Annotated in this window: 16 protein-coding genes; 11 read left to right on the top strand and 5 right to left on the bottom strand. The window is 60.2% G+C overall.

Features of this window, described 5'->3' with window-relative positions; genetic code table 11:
* Nucleotides 1-50 precede the first annotated feature (50 nt).
* Genes nuoH through RG2_RS11190 form a run of 9 tightly spaced genes read left to right on the top strand, consistent with a single transcriptional unit; the run spans nucleotide 51 to nucleotide 9,327 of the window.
* Nucleotides 51-1,313, top strand: coding sequence for an NADH-quinone oxidoreductase subunit NuoH (nuoH, locus tag RG2_RS11230; RefSeq protein ID WP_371851315.1), 1,263 nt, complete (start codon nucleotides 51-53; stop codon nucleotides 1,311-1,313).
* Complete coding sequence (gene nuoI, locus RG2_RS11225; protein WP_033234861.1) at nucleotides 1,306-1,833, top strand: NADH-quinone oxidoreductase subunit NuoI; 528 nt, start codon at nucleotides 1,306-1,308, stop codon at nucleotides 1,831-1,833. Before nuoH ends, nuoI begins: the two co-directional genes overlap by 8 nt.
* Nucleotides 1,830-2,627, top strand: a complete 798-nt coding sequence (locus RG2_RS11220) for an NADH-quinone oxidoreductase subunit J (protein WP_033234862.1) — start codon at nucleotides 1,830-1,832, stop codon at nucleotides 2,625-2,627. The genes nuoI and RG2_RS11220 overlap by 4 nt, the downstream gene beginning before the upstream one ends.
* The gene (gene nuoK, locus RG2_RS11215) at nucleotides 2,624-2,923 is read left to right on the top strand and encodes an NADH-quinone oxidoreductase subunit NuoK (RefSeq protein ID WP_033234863.1); all 300 of its coding nucleotides are present in this window, start codon (nucleotides 2,624-2,626) and stop codon (nucleotides 2,921-2,923) included. The genes RG2_RS11220 and nuoK overlap by 4 nt, the downstream gene beginning before the upstream one ends.
* Nucleotide 2,924: 1 nt before the next feature.
* Nucleotides 2,925-4,817, top strand: a complete 1,893-nt coding sequence (nuoL, locus tag RG2_RS11210) for an NADH-quinone oxidoreductase subunit L (protein ID WP_033234864.1) — start codon at nucleotides 2,925-2,927, stop codon at nucleotides 4,815-4,817.
* Nucleotides 4,811-6,433 carry an NADH-quinone oxidoreductase subunit M gene (locus tag RG2_RS11205; RefSeq protein ID WP_230590173.1) on the top strand — a complete coding sequence of 541 codons (1,623 nt, stop codon included), beginning with the start codon at nucleotides 4,811-4,813 and terminating at the stop codon, nucleotides 6,431-6,433. The genes nuoL and RG2_RS11205 overlap by 7 nt, the downstream gene beginning before the upstream one ends.
* Nucleotides 6,430-8,025, top strand: coding sequence for an NADH-quinone oxidoreductase subunit NuoN (gene nuoN / locus RG2_RS11200; RefSeq protein WP_033234865.1), 1,596 nt, complete (start codon nucleotides 6,430-6,432; stop codon nucleotides 8,023-8,025). Before RG2_RS11205 ends, nuoN begins: the two co-directional genes overlap by 4 nt.
* Nucleotides 8,026-8,044: 19 nt before the next feature.
* Nucleotides 8,045-8,701, top strand: a complete 657-nt coding sequence (locus tag RG2_RS11195; protein WP_033234866.1) for a lysoplasmalogenase — start codon at nucleotides 8,045-8,047, stop codon at nucleotides 8,699-8,701.
* On the top strand, nucleotides 8,698-9,327 hold the full coding sequence (locus RG2_RS11190) for a class I SAM-dependent methyltransferase (protein ID WP_033234867.1): 630 nt from the start codon (nucleotides 8,698-8,700) through the stop codon (nucleotides 9,325-9,327). The genes RG2_RS11195 and RG2_RS11190 overlap by 4 nt, the downstream gene beginning before the upstream one ends.
* 6 nt (nucleotides 9,328-9,333) lie before the next feature.
* Here the strand turns inward: RG2_RS11190 and RG2_RS11185 are convergent, their stop codons facing one another.
* The 5 genes from RG2_RS11185 to RG2_RS11165 all read right to left on the bottom strand — a co-directional run bounded on the left by RG2_RS11185 (nucleotide 9,334) and on the right by RG2_RS11165 (nucleotide 13,698).
* Complete coding sequence (locus RG2_RS11185) at nucleotides 9,334-10,590, bottom strand: DUF1214 domain-containing protein (RefSeq protein ID WP_080711751.1); 1,257 nt, start codon at nucleotides 10,588-10,590, stop codon at nucleotides 9,334-9,336.
* A 26-nt stretch (nucleotides 10,591-10,616) separates the two neighbouring features.
* Nucleotides 10,617-11,240: a TetR/AcrR family transcriptional regulator gene (locus RG2_RS11180; protein ID WP_033234868.1), complete on the bottom strand. Its 624-nt coding sequence runs from the start codon at nucleotides 11,238-11,240 to the stop codon at nucleotides 10,617-10,619.
* A 62-nt stretch (nucleotides 11,241-11,302) separates the two neighbouring features.
* Nucleotides 11,303-11,539: an RGCVC family protein gene (locus RG2_RS32065; RefSeq protein ID WP_072782492.1), complete on the bottom strand. Its 237-nt coding sequence runs from the start codon at nucleotides 11,537-11,539 to the stop codon at nucleotides 11,303-11,305.
* 138 nt (nucleotides 11,540-11,677) lie between these two features.
* A complete protein-coding gene (locus RG2_RS11170) occupies nucleotides 11,678-12,019 on the bottom strand; it encodes a hypothetical protein (protein WP_033234869.1) in 342 nt (113 codons plus the stop codon).
* Between the two features lie 131 nt (nucleotides 12,020-12,150).
* Nucleotides 12,151-13,698: an ABC transporter substrate-binding protein gene (locus RG2_RS11165; protein WP_072782489.1), complete on the bottom strand. Its 1,548-nt coding sequence runs from the start codon at nucleotides 13,696-13,698 to the stop codon at nucleotides 12,151-12,153.
* A gap of 1,025 nt (nucleotides 13,699-14,723) precedes the next feature.
* Here RG2_RS11165 and RG2_RS11160 point away from each other — a divergent pair.
* On the top strand, nucleotides 14,724-15,488 hold the full coding sequence (locus RG2_RS11160; protein WP_080711752.1) for a histidine phosphatase family protein: 765 nt from the start codon (nucleotides 14,724-14,726) through the stop codon (nucleotides 15,486-15,488).
* 1,178 nt (nucleotides 15,489-16,666) lie between these two features.
* Nucleotides 16,667-17,938 (top strand): alanine racemase, encoded by a 1,272-nt coding sequence (locus tag RG2_RS11155; protein ID WP_230590174.1) that lies wholly within the window; start codon nucleotides 16,667-16,669, stop codon nucleotides 17,936-17,938.

Genomic DNA, 17,938 nt, shown 5'->3' with positions numbered 1-17,938 from the left:
CGGCGTTCGGGCACGATCCACTGTGGCTGGTGATCGCCAAGGCGCTCGTCATCTTCGTGTTCCTGTTGCTCACGACGCTGATCGCGATCTACGTCGAGCGCAAGGTCATGGCCCGAATGCAGATGCGTGTCGGCCCCAACCGGGTTGGCCCGCGCGGATTGCTGCAAAGCCTGGCAGATGGCGTGAAACTGGCTCTCAAGGAAGGCATCACACCCTCCGGCGTCGACAAACCGATTTACATGTTGGCTCCGATCATTGCCGTCGTTCCCGCGTTCATGGCATTTGCGGTAGTCCCCTTCGGCCCCGAAGTGTCGATCTTCGGGACGTGGTCGCCGCTGCAACTCACAGACCTTCCCGTCGGTGTTCTGTACATCCTCGCCGTCACCTCCGTCGGGGTCTACGGAATCGTTCTTGCCGGGTGGTCGTCCGGATCGACCTATCCGCTGCTCGGCGCTCTTCGATCCACGGCGCAGGTCATCTCGTACGAAGTGGCGATGGGCTTGTCGTTTGCCGCCGTATTCCTTTACGCCGGAACCATGTCCACGTCCGGGATCGTCAGCGCCCAGGAAGGATCCTGGTACGTCTTCCTGCTCCTTCCCTCGTTCCTCATCTACGTAGTTGCCATGGTCGGCGAAACAAACCGCGCGCCATTCGACCTTCCCGAAGCCGAAGGCGAACTGGTAGGCGGATTCCATACCGAGTACTCGTCACTCAAGTTCGCGATGTTCATGCTCGCGGAATACGTGAACATGGTGACGGTCTCGGCCCTGGCCACGACACTCTTCCTCGGCGGCTGGCACGCGCCGTTCCCGTTCAATCTCTGGGACGGCGCAAATTCGGGGTGGTGGCCGGTGCTGTGGTTCATCGGCAAGGTCTGGTTCTTCCTCTTCATCTTCATCTGGCTCCGCAGCACGCTTCCCCGGTTGCGCTACGACCAGTTCATGAATCTCGGGTGGAAAATCCTCATCCCGGCAGCATTGGTGTGGGTCATGGCAATCGCCTCGGTACGCGCCTTCCGCAACGCGGGGTACAACACCTGGCTGGTGCTGCTGTGCGTCGGTGTGGTTCTGGGCGGCGCGCTTGTTCTTGCAGTCGGTGGTCTCTACCGGGGCCGCCGACGCGACGTCGAGCAACCACCTGCCGCAACCGCAACCGCAACCGCGCCTTTCGATCCCACGCCGTTCGATCCCATGGCCGGCGGCTTCCCTGTGCCGCCGATGCCTGGTCAGACGGTTTCTGCATTCAGCCGAACCGGGGTTACACCCACCGAGACAGCTGCACCCACCGAAACATCGGAGGACTCCCATGCCTGAATTCCTCGGACCCCTTGCCGGATTCGGCGTCACGCTTTCGACCATGTTCAAGAAGCCGGAAACCGAGTTCTATCCGGAAGAGAAGCGGCCGACGGCGCCGGGTTATCACGGTCGCCACCAACTCAATCGGTATGCCGACGGTCTCGAGAAGTGCATCGGCTGCGAGCTCTGCGCGTGGGCGTGCCCCGCCGACGCGATCTACGTCGAAGGCGCGGACAACACCGAAGACGAGCGATACTCCCCCGGTGAACGGTACGGCCAGGTGTACCAGATCAACTACTTGCGGTGCATCGGTTGCGGATTGTGTGTGGAGGCGTGCCCCACCCGTGCGCTGACCATGACCAACGAATACGAGATGGCCGACGACAATCGCGCCGGTTTGATCTACGAGAAGGACCGCTTGCTCGCACCCCTGAAGCCCGACATGGATGCGCCTCCGCACGCATTGCGCCCGGGAACCACGCAGGACGACTACTACCGCGGCGACATCGCGGCGGCCGGCCAGGAGCCGGAACAATGATCAGCGCGATCACCGCGGAGGTTCTCGCACAGGGAACGCTGACGTCGACGTCGACGGGTGAGGCCGTGCAGTTCTGGATTCTCGGCACTCTCGCCGTGATCAGCGCGCTCGGAGTTGTTGCGGCCCCGAAAGCTGTGTATTCGGCACTGTTCCTGGCGATGACCATGATCATCCTGGCCGTGTTCTACATAGTTCAAGGTGCCTTGTTCCTCGGAGTTGTTCAGGTTGTCGTGTACACGGGTGCGGTGATGATGCTGTTCCTGTTCGTGCTGATGCTGGTAGGCGTCGACTCCTCGGACTCGCTGGTCGAAACTCTGCGGGGACAACGCGTCAGCGCGATCGTGATCGGTCTCGGCTTTGGTCTGCTGCTGATCGGCGGACTCGGCAACGCATCGATCTCGGGATTCACCGGGTTCACCAACCTCGAGCAGGGCAACATCGACGCGCTCGCCGATCTGATCTTCATTCGCTACGTCTGGGCCTTCGAATTGACCGGCGCACTGCTTATCACGGCCACACTGGGCGCGATGATGCTGGCGCACCGGGAGAAGATCGAGGCGTCGATGAGTCAACGCGAACTCTCGCAGCAGCGATTCAAGTATTTGGGCAGCGACGAGCACAATCCCGAAAAGGGCTCGGCCACACCGCTGCCCAGTCCCGGCGTCTATGCCCGGAACAACGCTGTCGACATACCGGCGCGGCTGCCCGACGGCTCGGCGTCGGACATCTCGGTCTCGAGCGCCCTCACGCCGCGCATGCAGGATCCGACAAGCAGAGAGGAGAACAACCGATGAATCCCGAGAACTATCTCTACCTGTCGGTTCTGCTGTTCACCATCGGCGCGGCCGGAGTTCTCCTACGACGCAACGCCATTGTCGTGTTCATGTGCATCGAACTGATGCTCAACGCCGCCAACCTCGCGTTTGTCACGTTCGCGCGGATGCACGGCAACCTCGACGGCCAGATCTTTGCGTTCTTCACCATGGTGGTGGCCGCCGCGGAAGTGGTTGTGGGCCTGGCAATCATCATGATTATCTTCCGATCTCGGCGTTCTGTATCCGTCGACGACGTAGACCTGCTGAAGTACTGATATGTCAGGAGGAATCACGTCCGCCATCTGGTTACTGCCTGCCCTGCCGCTGTGCGGCGCTGCCGTCCTACTCCTTGCCGGTCGTCGCACCAACACCTGGGGGCATCTGTTCGCGTGCGTCATGGCGTTGGCGTCGTTTGCCGTGGGAGTGGCGTTCTTCGTCAGCATGCTCGGCCGCGACACCGCCGATCGGAGCATCAACGAGCACCTGTTCAGCTGGGTGCCCGTTGACAGTCTGCAGGTCCAGTTCGGCCTCGAACTCGACCAACTCTCCATGTGCTTTGTTCTCCTCATCACCGGTGTCGGCTCGCTGATCCACATCTACTCGGTCGGATACATGGACCACGACCCCGAGCGCCGCAAGTTCTTTGCCTACCTCAATCTGTTCCTGGCGGCGATGCTGCTTCTGGTCCTCGCCGACAACTTCCTCGGCCTGTACGTCGGCTGGGAAGGCGTCGGATTGGCGTCGTACCTGCTCATCGGGTTCTGGCAGCACAAGCCGACGGCAGCGACCGCGGCAAAAAAGGCATTTGTGGTCAACCGAGTCGGCGACATCGGCCTGATGATCGCAATGATGGTGATGTTCAACACTTTCGGATCGCTGTCGTTCACCACAGTTTTCGGCAACGCCTCGGGCGCAAGTGAAGGGGTTCTGACGGCCATCGGTCTCATGTTGTTGCTCGCGGCGTGCGCGAAGTCCGCGCAGGTGCCGTTGCAGTCCTGGCTGGGCGACGCGATGGAAGGCCCAACCCCGGTGTCGGCGCTGATCCATGCGGCAACCATGGTCACTGCGGGTGTCTACCTCATCGTGCGTTCCAACCCGATCTTCGACCTGGCACCCGACGCCCAAACAGTGGTGGTGATCGTCGGAGCGGTCACGCTCCTGTTCGGCGCGATCATCGGCTGCGCGAAGGACGACATCAAGAAGGCTCTCGCCGCGTCGACCATGAGCCAGATCGGGTACATGGTGCTCGCAGCCGGTTTGGGGCCCGCCGGATACGCGTTCGCGATCCTGCATCTCATCACCCACGGATTCTTCAAAGCCGGTCTCTTCCTCGGCGCCGGTTCGGTGATGCACGCGATGAACGACGAAACCGACATGCGACGCTACGGCGGACTGCGAGCCTTCATGCCGTTGACGTTTGTCACGTTCGGGCTCGGATACCTTGCCATCATCGGTGTTCCGCCGTTTGCGGGCTTCTTCTCCAAGGACAAGATCATCGAAGTTGCCATCGGCGACGGCGGGGTCAAGGGCATAGTCCTCGGCCTGGTCACGTTGCTGGGTGCCGCACTCACCGCGTTCTACATGACCCGCGTGATGCTCATGACCTTCTTCGGGAAACCTCGATGGGACAACCAGAATCCACACGAATCCCCTTCCGTGATGACGTCTCCGATGATTGTGCTCGCGGTGGGATCCGTCGGCGCCGGCATGCTGCTGACCATCGGGTCCAGCTTGCAGAACTGGCTCGAACCCGTTGTCGGCGCCCATCACGTGGAGCCGCCGATACCCGCGTGGACCATCACCCTGATGGCCCTGGTTGTGGTCGCACTCGGCGTCGGAGTTGCCTACCGCGAGTACGCAGCTCGGGAAATCCCGGTAGAGGCGCCGACTGCCGTGTCCGCGCTGACCGTCGCCGCCCGTCGTGATCTGTACGGCGACGCATTCAACGAAGCGGTGTTCATGAAGCCCGGCCAACAGCTCACCCAGACGTTGGAGGTGGTCGACACCAAAGGCATCGACGGTGCGGTCGACGGCTTTGCCGGGGCGGTCAGCGGACTTTCCGGCCTGGTCCGCAAGCTGCAGACAGGCTTCGTCCGTTCCTACGCCTTGGTGATGTTCGTGGGTGCAGCGCTGGTGGTCGCGACGATGATGGCGGTGACACTGTGGTGAACGAATCTGTGACAAACGCCGGCTTCCCCGCTCTGACATTCCTGTGGCTACTCCCCCTGGTTGGCGCCGCCGTGGTGGTCGCACTTCCGGCCCGGATGTCTCATGTCGCCAAATCCGTTGCTCTTGCGGTGTCGTTGGGTGTCCTCGCGATCGGTGTGGCCCTCGCCATCACGTTCGACCGCGGCGGACAGCAGTTCCAATTCGTCGAAAGGCACAGTTGGATACCCGCATTCGGGACCAGTTACAGCCTGGGACTGGACGGCATCGCGCTTGTTCTCGTTCTACTGACGGCAGTACTGGTGCCGCTACTCTTGGTTGCCGGATGGAACGACGTCCCCGCGGTGCCGGCGGAGACCCCGGACGAACCGCCACGACGCTTGCCGCACACGTACTTCGCCTTGATCCTCGTAGTCGAATCGATGGTGCTGCTGTCGTTCAGCGCGCTCGACGTTCTGCTCTTCTACATTTTCTTCGAGGCAATGCTGATACCGATGTACTTCCTGATCGGTGGTTTCGGTGGTGCCAACCGGTCACGCGCCGCGGTCAAATTCCTGTTGTACAACCTGCTCGGCGGGTTGGTCATGCTCGCGGCAGTCGTTGGCCTCTACGTGGTGACCGCCCGCGCGGAGAGCCCATTCACCTCAGGAACTTTCGACTTCCAAGCCATCGCCGCAGCAGCTGCGAACGGCGATCTGGGTGTCGGGCCAGGTGTACTCAACGCACTGTTCCTCGGCTTCATGTTTGCGTTTGCGGTCAAGGCCCCACTCTGGCCGCTGCACAGTTGGCTGCCGGATTCGGCGGTGGAATCCACGCCGTCGACAGCTGTTCTGATGATGGCCGTCGTCGACAAGGTGGGTACCTTCGCGATGATTCGCTACTGTCTGCAACTGTTTCCGGAGTCGTCCGCGACGTTTGCGCCATGGATCATTACGCTCGCAGTGATCGGCATCGTCTACGGCGCGATTCTCGCGATCGGGCAGACCGACATCATGCGCCTGATCGCGTACACGTCGATTTCGCACTTCGGGTTCATCATTCTGGGGATCTTTGCGATGACCAGTCAGAGCCAGGCCGGTTCCGCTCTGTACATGGTCAACCACGGAATCTCGACGGCGGCACTGTTCCTGATCGCGGGTTTCCTTGTCTCGCAGCGTGGTACACGCGCCATCGCGGCGTATGGCGGTGTGCAGAAAGTTGCACCGGTTCTTGCCGGCACCTTCCTCGTTGCCGGACTTGCCACTCTCTCGCTTCCCGGCCTGGCGCCGTTCATCAGCGAATTCCTGGTCCTGATCGGCACATACACGCGCTATCACGTCGCTGCCATCATCGCGACCAGTGCGCTGGTCCTGTCTGCGATCTACATCCTGTGGCTCTACCAGCGGATCATGGGTGGTCCCGAGAAAGAAGGCTCCGACAAAATCCGCGATTTGGTTCGCCGCGAACTTGTTGTGGTGGCGCCGTTGATCGCGCTCCTGCTCTTCCTGGGCATCTACCCCAAACCGGCTCTCGACATCATTACCCCTGCGGTCAGCCACACCGTCGTCGATGAGGTGCCCACACCCGTGATCGCCGATGCCGATGCCGATGCCAGTACCGAGGAAGGTGCCCACAAATGAGTTCCTTCGACGGATTGGCCCTTCTCGCGGAGCCTGCATCCCATTCCACGAGTGTCGAATACAGCCTGCTGTCACCGATGCTGATCGTATTCGGTGTCGCGGTGGTGGGAGTGCTGGTCGAAGCGTTTGCACCTCGCTCCGTGCGCTACCCCGTCCAGTTGGTCCTCGGTATCGGCGGATTGGCTGCGGCATTTGTGGCTGTCGTCGCACTCGCGGGCACTCGATCACTGGCAATGGCGGGATCCGTTGCCGTCGACGGTCCCACCCTGTTCTTGCAAGGCACCATTCTGCTGGTTGCGATTCCGGCCGTGTTGCTGATCGCCGAGCGCGGATCAGGCGATACGGTGCCTGCCGAGAATCACGAGGACGCGCTGGGGAGTTTCACGCCTCAAGCGTCGAGCGTTCCCGGCAGCGTTGCCGAACAAGAAGCAACCAAAGCCGGTGTTGCACAAACAGAAGTGTTCCCACTGACGCTCTTTGCGGTGGGCGGAATGCTCCTCTTCCCCGCATCCAACGATCTCCTCACGATGTTTGTTGCGCTCGAAGTGTTCTCACTTCCGCTGTACTTGCTGTGCGGATTGGCGCGACGACGCCGTCTCCTGTCGCAGGAAGCGGCGATGAAATACTTTCTGCTCGGGGCATTCTCGTCGGCGTTCTTCGTGTTCGGCATTGCCCTGCTCTACGGCTATGCCGGCACGGTCACGCTCTCCGGTATCGCCGATGCGGCACGAATCGGAACGGAGAACGATTCCTTCCTGTGGCTCGGCACCGCCCTGCTTGCAGTAGGTCTGTTGTTCAAAGTCGGCGCAGTGCCCTTCCATTCGTGGATTCCCGACGTGTATCAGGGTGCACCGACCCCGATCACCAGTTTCATGGCTACTGCCACCAAGATCGCCGGCTTCGGAGCCATCCTGCGAGTGTTCTACGTGGCGCTGCCCAACGAGTACGTGAATTGGCGTCCACTGATGTGGGGCGTTGCGATCGCCACGATGGTTGTCGGTTCCGTTGTCGCTCTCACGCAGACCGATATGAAGCGAATGCTGGCGTACTCGGCCATCGCACACACCGGATTCATCCTGACCGGGGTGGTCGCCGATTCGGATGCGGGTCTGTCTTCGACGATGTTCTACCTACTCGCGTACGGATTCAGCACGCTCGGCGCTTTTGCGGTTGTCACTCTGGTGCGTGACTCTGACGGCGAAGTTGCCACACTGAATCGCTGGGCCGGATTGGGTAGACGCTCACCGTTGATCGGAGTCGTGTTTGCACTGTTCCTCCTCGCTTTTGCCGGAATTCCCTTGACCAGTGGATTCATCGGCAAGTTCGCGGTGTTCCAAGCCGCCGCGGAGGGCGGCGCGGCCCCACTCGTGATTGTCGGTGTCCTGTGCAGCGCGATTGCGGCGTACTTCTACGTGCGAGTCATCGTGTTGATGTTCTTCACCGATCCTGTTGACGACGCCCCGAGCGTCGTTGTTCCGAGTGCGCTCACCAGCAGTGTCATCGGCCTCGGCGCCGGCGTGACACTGATCCTCGGAGTGCTGCCGCAACCGGCACTCGATCTTGCCGAGCGAGCAGCGGAGTTCATCCGTTAAGTCCCGATACGGTGGATCGATGACAGTGGAAAAGCTCATCGTGCGGAGTCCGTGGTTTGTTGCCTTCGCGATTGTTGCCGTCGCGCACCTGATCCTCAACGGCGCGGACGTGACGCCGTGGGATGGCATCACAAAAGTGATGCTTGCTCCGCTCCTTGCCGCCTGGGTTCTGGTGGATCACGGACCGAAAATTATCGCCGCCGCGCTTATCGCGTGCGCCTTCGGCGATCTGTTCCTTCTCTGGGACGGCACCTTCATCGTCGGAATGGCGGCCTTCGCGATCGGCCACATCTGCTTCATCCGTTTCTTCATCTCGCGCGGAGCACTGCAAGGTATCCGTAAAAACCCGTGGGTTCTCCTCGCCTACACCGCCGCCGCCGTCGCCCTTGTTGGTTACACCTGGTCCGGCCTCGGCGAACTCCAGATTCCCGTCCCGATCTACGCCGCAATCCTGGTCTGCACCGCGGCAACCTCATTGGCTTACAACAAGACTGCAGGATTGGGCGGAGCACTCTTTCTCTTCTCGGACGCCATTATTCTGTTGGGCCAAGCAGACAAGTGGCAGCCCGAACCCACCGACATCTGGATCATGGCGTCGTACATCCTCGCGCTGCTCCTCCTGACGGTTGGCATCCTCAGTCAGGAGAAAATGAGGCTCGGTACCATCACAAGATGACTGAACCGGCCCCCAGCCAGCGCACACCCAGCCAGTGGGAAGAAATCACCACTGCCGACCCATCACATTCCACGCGGTACATCGAACGCTTCCGGACCATGGCAGCGGAAGGCAATGACATTGTCGGTGAGGCTCGGCTGATCGACGCAATGCTCAGCCGCGGCGGCCGGGTTCTCGACGCAGGCTGTGGGCCGGGACGCCTGGGAGGTCACCTGCAGAAAGCCGGCCACGAGGTTGTCGGCGTCGATGTTGATCCGGTACTGATCGCCGCAGCGGAAGCGGACTACCCCGGACCCACGTGGCTCGTCGGCGATCTTGCGGAGTTGGATCTGCCCAGTCGTGGAGTTGCGGCCGATTTCGACGTCATCGTGTGCGCCGGCAATGTGGTGACCTTCCTCGCGCCGTCGACCCGACGGACCGTGCTGGCCGGGTTCGCCCGTCATATCTCCCCGACCGGACGCGTGGTCGTCGGTTTCGGCGCCGGCCGCGACTACGAATTCTCGGACTTCCTGGCCGACGCGTCAGCCAGCGGGCTTACGGTTGATCTGCTGCTCTCCACGTGGGACCTACGACCGTTCACCGACGATTCCGGCTTCCTGGTAGCGGTGTTCTCCCGCGCAGAATAGTCGGCTCTATCGCTGATAGCGAGCCAGTACCGCACGACGGCGACGATCGAGCATCGACTTTCTTTCGTCCGCCGAAATCCGTTCGACCCCGGGTAGTTCCTCGGCCAGGTCAGCAAACTTCACGACTCGCACGGTGGGCGTCGGCAGATCGTCACTGCCGGCGAGCCACCATCGGTACACGCAACGAGTGAAGCGGTTTCCGGCCGTGTCGAGCCAATTGGCCACTCCCGGATCACGATGTGCAAGAACAGCCCGAAAGACCCCACCGTCGAGCACTGCTTGGTGTCCGTTGAGCGACGTCTGGCGGAACGTGTAGTCCAGCGACTGGCCCCAGTAGTCGCCGAGATGGATATTCCAGAAATGGCAGTCCGGTGGTGTCACCTCGATGATGACGGCTTCGTCGTCGCCGATCTCGAAACTTCCTCCGCCGTAGGCGATGTACCCGGTATCGGAAGCGTAGGTCTCACTGACGGGTGGCTGTGTTCGCAGTACGTTGCGCTCACCGGCGCGGGCCGCATACATTGCTGCCCAGTAGTCCGAGAATCCGTCGACGAACTCACCGACTCTCGTCACCTGACTGGCGATCACCACGGGGTCCGGCACCGGCCCGGTTCCTGAGAAGTCCAGCCGCTCGAGCGAAATGTGATACGGCTCTTCATTTTCCCAGTCGTAGAAGTACTGACGGATCATCAGCTTCGTCGCAGCGGCGTCCATCGGCAGCCAGTTCCCGTCATGGCGCTCAGCACTGATGATCACCTCGAAGTCGCCGTTTGCATCCAAGGTGATTCCGCCGGGATTCGACATCGCGCCAAGGGTGCCGGCCGTTGCGGCCTTGAACGCTGCCGCAAAATCTCTGCGCTCGAGCGCAGCGCGGTCCAGGTTCTCGTACAGATTGACGGAGTCGTACAACGTCAGCCCAAGATATCGCGCGCACCCGCCGGTACCTGTCAGTCGATATGTACCGACCGCATCGAGAGTTGCGTGACCGAACAAGCAGTCCGGAGACTCAGTCGCATAACGCTTCGTATTATCTTGGAGGTGGCCGACTTCCGGGTACTGCGGGTCGGCACTGAACACCATCTGCTCCAGCCCCGCATTGAGAAGATTCAGCAAGTATCGGTATCCCGCCGAGCGCATCGTGGGATCGACTGCCACCGGGTCACGTGCCACAAGAGTGCCTGCGGACCGCAGGTCGTCACACATTTTTGCCCAGGCTGCATCCAACGCAGCATTATCGGCTTCGGAACGAGAGGAAACGTCCATCTTTGCTCATTTCTGTTTGTCAACAGTCACACTGATTGCCCAGCGGACAACGCAGCAACAGCCACCACCAGGACATGTTCGACATAGTCGTCGAAAGTTGCTGAAGCAGAGCCAATTCCGAGCGCACCACGTTTCAGGTGTAGTGCGATCGCCGAGAACGCCATAGTGAACATCATCTCGACTCGCTCAGCAGCCTGATTCTCCGTCAGATGTGTCAATGAAGACACCAACCTTTGATGGATTTCTCGGTTCACATTGCCGGGGGAATCAAGATCTGAACCAAAATAGTCCACCGTAGGAAGGAGTCTGACAATGAATTCGGCGTAGTTCGCGCCGTCGACGGATCTGCTCACCGAGGATGCAAAAGGAACGATCGAGACCTCGACGAGTGCTCGCAATTCGCGGCCACGGCCGGCTGCGTCGATTGTCGCCAAGAAGGCACGTCGATCCTCTGCGATTGCCACCATTCGGCGACGGAACACTTCAATGAGCAGTTGATCGCGTCCACCGAAGTGATACTGCACAGCAGACGTATTGCGTTGGCCCGCAATGTTTGCCACATCTCGCATCGAGAGCGCGTCGACTCCCTGGGTGCCGAGCAACCGCTCGGCGACATCGACCATTGCACTTTTGGGATCTACTGATGCCATGCGAGGACGCTATAACGCACTGCATTAAATTGTCAATGCAGTGCGTTAATTCTGGGTGGTGTTCAATAGCGCGTGTAGTGCTGCATGCTCACATGCTCATCCGGGCAGATGCATTTTCGGTCAAGATTCCGCTCCGAGGTCACACCGCAGAATCGAATTCCGAGGGGATCGTGGGATTCCAGACTGTGCCCACAAGCCGGACAGGACGGCGTCGAATCTGCCGATCCTTGCGCCTGATGCGCGGCAGGTGACTGGGAAACGTCGACAGAATTCGACACATCGGTCGGGTTCGAGGCCATGGCGGTTCTCCATTCTCGACCATTCAACTTCCGGCCGATGTGGATGCCGAGGACGACGTGGCGTGACGGCACACATTCGATTTGCCCTCGGCATCCTCCACGCTACCCGCTTCGGTCTCGGCGTCGTCCCCTACCGGTCTAAGCCACTCGCTTAGCGGTACGCCCGCCGAATTCCAGCATCACAGCGCGTCCGGTGTCGTCGGTGACAAAGCGTCCCAACGCCCGAGTGGTGTCCGCACGAGCGGCGAAGTTGTTGTCGTTGACGAAGGCAATCGGGATCGCCGGCGGCCAGACGATGTCCTCGTACTCGCCGAGGTCCTTTGCGCTACCCATCCGGATGCCGATTCCCCCGTCACCAGGGGCGACCGTCATTGTCAGCGAACCCGCCTGATACTTGCCCAGGACCGCGTCGACCGCGGCGGGGGTGAGGTCGACCAGGTCGAGCGAAACGGGCGTTGGCAGTTCCGCGATGTTGCTCATGCACCAATCGACAATCTTCTTGGCGATTCCTCCACCGAGCGCATTGGTCAGAAAGGAATTTGCTGTTGGACAACGATATTAGCCCCAAGTCAAGTTTCTCGGCTACCGAAGTTTTGTCTTCGCAGCCCCGATCAGTTGAACCAGGCGCGCTCCCATTGGAACGCGGCACCTGCGGCAGTTCCTGTGGCGGCGATTCCCTCCACCTTGTCATCTGCGTAGAGGTAACCTGAGATGTTCTGCCAGATTCGGAACGGGGCGTCTTTCGAGATCTCGCCGTTGACGACCTGGTAGGCACTGGTGACTTCGTCAGGATTCGCGGATGCGCGCGTGATGTCGAGGGCTTCATCGACCTTGGGATTCGAGTAGCCCATGGCGTTAAGCGCTCCGTCGCTGTGGAACATGTCATACAGTGAGTCGAGGTCCTCGGACAGATTGGCGGTGACCACAATCTGGTACTCGCGCTGCCTCTTTCGCTTGAGCATCGTCGTGTTGTCGACAGGTTCGAGCCGTACGGTAAGTCCGTCGATCTCTTGCAGCTGTGCCTGGAGCAGTTGGGAAGTCTGTTCCATGACTGGAAAACCCGCGTAGGTCAGCAGGGAAATGGTTTCACCGGTCTTGCCTGTTTTCTTCAGATATTTGTCGAAGAGACGCTGCGCTTCGGAGAGATCCAGCGCCGGAAAGGTGCCAAGTGCGTGGTCATCGGTCCTGACGAACGTATCGGCCGCTGCCTCGCCGGGGGCCACAGCGTTGTTGATCTGGCTCCCATCGATGGCGTGCTGGATGGCTTGGCGAAGATCCTGGTCCTGAATCGCCGGATCGGTGTAGTTGAACATCAATCCGGTACCGCCGACCAGAGGGGTGTCGTAGATGTCGTAGCCACCTATGCCTGCGACGGTTTCGGTGTCTTTCTTGAAGGAGGACGTGGCGACCTCGACCTCGCCACTACGTAGAGCGTTCAACCGTTGGTCCTCGGAGTTGATTACCTTTGTGGTCAAGCCGTCGAGGTAGGGCAAGCCCTGTTCGAAGTAGGTGGGGTTGCGGGTTAGTTCCATTTGGGTACCGCGCGTCCACCGCGTGAGCACGAATGGGCCGGCACCGACCGGCGTGTTCCCCACTTCCGCACCCGCAGCCTGGATCGCCGTGGGTGAGCCGATCGCACCGAGACCCTTGACCAGCTGCCACGGGAGCTGATAGTTCGGCGACTCTGACATGACATTGACGGTCAGTGGATCGACAACCTGCCATGTCATGCCGTTCGTGGCGCGTATCGCGGGCGAAAGCGTCTGCGGATTTTTGATCCGGTCCCAGTTGAACACCACGGCGGCGGCATCGAACGGGGTTCCGTCGCTGAACGTGACTCCCTCGCGCAGCTTCAAGGTCCACTTCTGCCCGTCCACGCTCTCGAATGACTCGGCCAGGTAGGGAGTGAATTCTGCGGTCGCGTTGTCGTAGCGCAGCAGGGTCCCGAAGATCGTCGAGCATCGTGGGGGCGCAACCGTACTGCAGACGGCCGGGTCCATAGATGCGGTCTCACCGGTCACGGCCCAGGACAAGGTGCCACCGCTCTTAGGTTCTCCCACAGCATTATTGGGGACCCCGGAGGAACTCGAGCATCCCGCCAAGGCCACTCCTGTCATGAGAACCGACGCGACAGCCACCGTTAATCGCCGAGATTTCATTCCTTTACTCCTGTGTTTGTCGAAGAAACAACTGACGCATAAACGTGCCTCTGCTCTGGAGCAGTTCAGTGTCGATCGGGAATAGCATTCAACAGCTCCACGAGCCGCGCGAAGACCCCAGTTGATGGTCTTCCAAACCGGTCGGTGGCGCCGCGGTGGCTACAACGAGGTCCTCCTCTCGGCGCACTAACCGGCCTCAAATTCGCAACTCGCGGGGAGCATCGCTTAGGCAGGGCTACTGCCCCCAACGAGGCTGTCATGATCCGTGAATGACCATGGTTCGCCTCGCGAACTCGGCGTTGCGCCTCGAAATAGGCGAGATGCTCACGCGCATAGCCGATTAGCTCTGCGCCGAGCGTTTCGTACACGATGATACTGAACAGGTGGACAGTCCGGTTGACTGCGGCGTCGGCTGAGCGATAACGCCTTGCGGCGCCAGTACCGGCCATGTTGATCTCAGGTTTGATCCCGCAGCTCGCTGACAAGTTCGCGAAGGTCGTCATCTGTTCTGGCAATCCCTCCACAAGTGCTGCCCGCGGGCCGGGCAGCAGCAAAAGAGTTCAATATAAACGTAGACCACTTTGTACACTATGTAGCGCGCATCACACAAATGCGGAATCCCCTAGCGATGTACCTCTTCTCGAAGTTCGCTCGATATGAACGACCTTTTCGCTGACCGATCAGGAGAACTTGGGTTGGCGTATGAAGGGGCATGTTCTCGATTAGCCTCCCAACCTCTCCGACGCGCGAGGCGTCGGATTGCGCTTTTCGGATCCAGTTGAGCGGCGTCTGCACTGTTCTACCGGAGAGTTTGTCGACGGCGGATTCGACTGTAGCCCAACCCGATCGATACTCGTGTTGGACTTCTGCGTCAATCCGCACGCTTACCAGCTGGCAGTGGAGACGACGGCATCGTGGAGGAGCCGACAGGCTAGTTCCTTCTGTCGTCTGCGCAAAAGCCAGGACATTTTCGGATTTCAGGTGTCCAGCCGATGATTATAGGTATATTCAGTTAACTTAGTTAGATGATTGTAATCTGGCGCAATTTTTGCTTCCCACGAAAGAAGGTTCTCGTGTCCCTCGTCCCCCCGAGTTTTACCAACGCGGTAGTTGCCGTTGCGCTATTTGCCTCCGGAGGCTCATTCGGCACGGGTTCGAGCGAAGCCGTCAACGCGCGGGAGCCGATCGCAATTACCTTCATGCGACACGCCGAGTCCGCCGGCAATGTTTCCGGAGTCATCGACACCTCAGTGCCGGGGCCAGAGCTCACTGAAAAGGGCCGAAACCAGGCTCAAGTCGCGGCGGACACCTTCAGCAAGCTCGACTACGACGGGGTCTACGCCTCTACGATGATTCGAACGCAGCAGACTGCAGACCCCATGGCGAAAGCGGTGGACGCGACAGTCGAGGTGCTGCCAGGTCTGCAAGAAATCGAAGCCGGCGAATTTGACGGAAAGCCAGAAGAGGAAGGAAGAGTCGCCTACGCTGCCACCTCTGACTGGTTGAAGGGAAACCGTGACGCGCGGATACCCGGAGGGATAGACGGCAACGAGTTCGACCAACGTTTCGACAGTGCTGTTGAGAAAATCTACGCCAGCGGCGACACCCACCCGATCGTCTTTTCCCACGGCGCATCGATCCCGACCTGGGTTCTCATGAACGTAAGAAATCCCGATCTCACGTTGGTGACAACCGACCGTCTCCCGAACACCGGGTACATCGTCATCACGGGCACTCCCGAGACAGGTTGGACACTCACCGACTGGAACGGGAAGAACATTTCGCAATAGTGAATCTCACCCGGGTTGATCTTCGCGTGCCGACAAGGCATGCTCAGAAACTGAGCAGTCCGATTGCACAACATCGACTTTCGTAATCCATTGGGCGGCGCGATCCGGAATTCGCAGCCGTGACTCGTTCGTTCGGAGACTTCCCGCGATAGGCACGGGACCTTCTTCGTAGAGGTTGTCGAGTGCGTCGTTGGCGTGGCGGGTACATCGAAGCGCGCGCGCGGTACATGAGCGCGAGTTGGCGTTCTAACATCCAGACGGTGTCCGCGTCGTTGGGATCGGAGCCCCGAAGCGAGCGGCTCCGAGCCATTCGGATGCATGATACCGAATTCGCTCGACCCCCAATGGTTACGGATTGGAAGGGAAAGTTGCTCGCCAGCAGCAGGCTGCGGGTTTCATGCAGGGTGTTATCGACGGTTGAAACTGCCTCCACTCCTTCGCTTTTCGTAGATCACTACGCGTGCGTGGTCTGACAGCGTGAGCAAATGGATGTACCGGCACAGAGGCATCTGGTCCGTGAGGCACACCGAGCGAGGCGGGTTGAGCGTTTGCGATCGCGCACACTGACCAAGTCGGTGAGAATACGGTATATATCCGTATTGATACCGGCCCCGACGCCCTCCATCGGCTTCCCGTCATCTGGATCGAACCCTTGCTGGACTCGCCCGATCTGGCATCTGAGATCGTCCGTCCTGCACGTTGCCCGGAAGATCACGCATTGCCGCGAAATACGGGTTCGTACTTCCGATGACGCGCTTCACACATTCTACCTCGCCCGTTTCGAAGAGGTTATTTACGTGTTGCACCGCGCCCCGAGGAAGACACAGAAGGGCATTGTCAAGTTATTTGGGGTTCAGCCACTTTCAGGGCAGCAGGGCTTCACACGCCACTGTCAGGTTGTTGAAAATGTCTCATCTGCGATGATGCGATGGTATTTGAAGTACAAGAGATACCGGTTCCCGAAGGAGATCATCACCCACTGCGTACGGCTCTACCACCGGTCCACGCCTGCGCTCCGGGAGATCGAGTGCTCATGGCCGCCCGTGGGGTCGTGGAGGCCTCCTCGTCGAGGATGCGCTGCCGGGTCGACCAATTCACCGATCGTGACCGAAAAGGCACTGACAGAAAGTCTTTCACTCATGAATACGTCACTACCAGCCAAAGGCACAAACGACGGCATGACCGACCACACGAACCCACCGATCGGCTGGCAGCACAAAGCCTTCGGAACCGACCTCAACGGTCTGCGCAGTTCCGACCTCGAAGCGTTGGGGATCTCCGCTCTCGACGGCGACCTCCCACTCCCGGTGATGACACTCGATCGGGAGGCGATCTCACACAATGTCGACCTCATGGCAAAGTTCTGCGCCGACCACGATGTCGACCTGGCACCTCATGCCAAGACCACGATGAGTCCGGAATTGGTTCATCGACAACTCGACGCCGGAGCGTGGGGAATGACCGCGGCGACGGTCGCGCAGGCCCGCATTCTCCGCGAGTTCGGCGTCGACACCATCATCATCGCGAGCCAAGTACTCGACCCGGCGGGCATTCGATGGATCTGTGATGTGCAGCAAACAGATCCCGGGTTCTTCGTCGCTACCCTGGTCGACTCGATCGAGAGCGTCCAACTCATGGAGAGCTTGATCGCGAAAGTCTCACCGAGCAGCAGAATCCGAGTACTCGTCGAACTCGGCTACGACAACGGTCGCGCCGGGGCACGCACACTCGACCAGGCACTCGACGTCGCCCGCGCAGCGTCACAGACCCAGTCACTCGTCCTCACCGGAGTCGAGGGGTTCGAGGGCATGATGCCGGGCGCGTCAGTGGCTGCCCGCCGAATCTCTGTCGATTCGTATCTCAGATCCGCGCGAGTATTCACAGAAATCTGCGTGGCGGAGAACCTGTTCGAGAACAACTCGACACAAGCCCCGCTCCCCCTGGTCACCTTCGGCGGCAGCGCATTCCACGATCTGGTAGTCCGCGAGTTGGCCGGCCGTTGGGCAACAGGTAACGGTGTGCGCGTCGTACTGCGCAGTGGTTGCTACATCACTCACGATCACGGCCTCTACGCCGATACCTCGCCATGGGCCGATGGTCCGCGGACTTTGCGGGCAGCTGCCGAGGTCTGGGGCGTTGTGCTCTCCCTACCCGAGCCGGGCCGGGCGATCCTCGGCTTCGGTCGTCGCGACGTGGGTTCCGACGCAGGCTTTCCCACAGTACTGTGGCGACGCCGAGACGGCTCCAATCAGTCGGCTCGGGAACTGTCCATCTCTGCACTCAACGATCAGCACGCTTACGTCGATCTGCCGGGAAATTTCGACGTGCGTGTCGGTGATCTCCTGGGCTGCGGAATCTCGCACCCGTGCACAACTTTCGACAAGTGGTCACTGATTCCCGAGGTAGATGCACGTTATCGCGTCGTAGGGTCAGTCCACACGTTCTTCTGA

The sequence above is a fragment of the Rhodococcus globerulus NBRC 14531 genome (genome assembly GCF_001894805.1).
Taxonomy (GTDB): Bacteria; Actinomycetota; Actinomycetes; order Mycobacteriales; family Mycobacteriaceae; genus Rhodococcus_F; species Rhodococcus_F globerula.
This window is presented reverse-complemented; position numbering and strand designations above follow the sequence as displayed.

Excerpts from the sequence above, each read along its gene's own strand:
- RG2_RS11220 (WP_033234862.1), top strand. The coding sequence starts at position 1,830 with ATGATCAGCGCGATCACCGCGGAGGTTCTCGCACAGGGAACGCTGACG.
- RG2_RS11155 (WP_230590174.1), top strand. The coding sequence starts at position 16,667 with ATGACCGACCACACGAACCCACCGATCGGCTGGCAGCACAAAGCCTTC.
- RG2_RS11160 (WP_080711752.1), top strand. The coding sequence starts at position 14,724 with ATGATTGTAATCTGGCGCAATTTTTGCTTCCCACGAAAGAAGGTTCTC.
- nuoL (WP_033234864.1), top strand. The coding sequence starts at position 2,925 with ATGTCAGGAGGAATCACGTCCGCCATCTGGTTACTGCCTGCCCTGCCG.
- nuoN (WP_033234865.1), top strand. The coding sequence starts at position 6,430 with ATGAGTTCCTTCGACGGATTGGCCCTTCTCGCGGAGCCTGCATCCCAT.
- RG2_RS11190 (WP_033234867.1), top strand. The coding sequence starts at position 8,698 with ATGACTGAACCGGCCCCCAGCCAGCGCACACCCAGCCAGTGGGAAGAA.
- RG2_RS32065 (WP_072782492.1), bottom strand. The coding sequence starts at position 11,539 with ATGGCCTCGAACCCGACCGATGTGTCGAATTCTGTCGACGTTTCCCAG.
- nuoI (WP_033234861.1), top strand. The coding sequence starts at position 1,306 with ATGCCTGAATTCCTCGGACCCCTTGCCGGATTCGGCGTCACGCTTTCG.
- RG2_RS11165 (WP_072782489.1), bottom strand. The coding sequence starts at position 13,698 with ATGAAATCTCGGCGATTAACGGTGGCTGTCGCGTCGGTTCTCATGACA.
- RG2_RS11195 (WP_033234866.1), top strand. The coding sequence starts at position 8,045 with ATGACAGTGGAAAAGCTCATCGTGCGGAGTCCGTGGTTTGTTGCCTTC.
- nuoK (WP_033234863.1), top strand. The coding sequence starts at position 2,624 with ATGAATCCCGAGAACTATCTCTACCTGTCGGTTCTGCTGTTCACCATC.
- RG2_RS11170 (WP_033234869.1), bottom strand. The coding sequence starts at position 12,019 with ATGAGCAACATCGCGGAACTGCCAACGCCCGTTTCGCTCGACCTGGTC.
- RG2_RS11180 (WP_033234868.1), bottom strand. The coding sequence starts at position 11,240 with ATGGCATCAGTAGATCCCAAAAGTGCAATGGTCGATGTCGCCGAGCGG.
- RG2_RS11185 (WP_080711751.1), bottom strand. The coding sequence starts at position 10,590 with ATGGACGTTTCCTCTCGTTCCGAAGCCGATAATGCTGCGTTGGATGCA.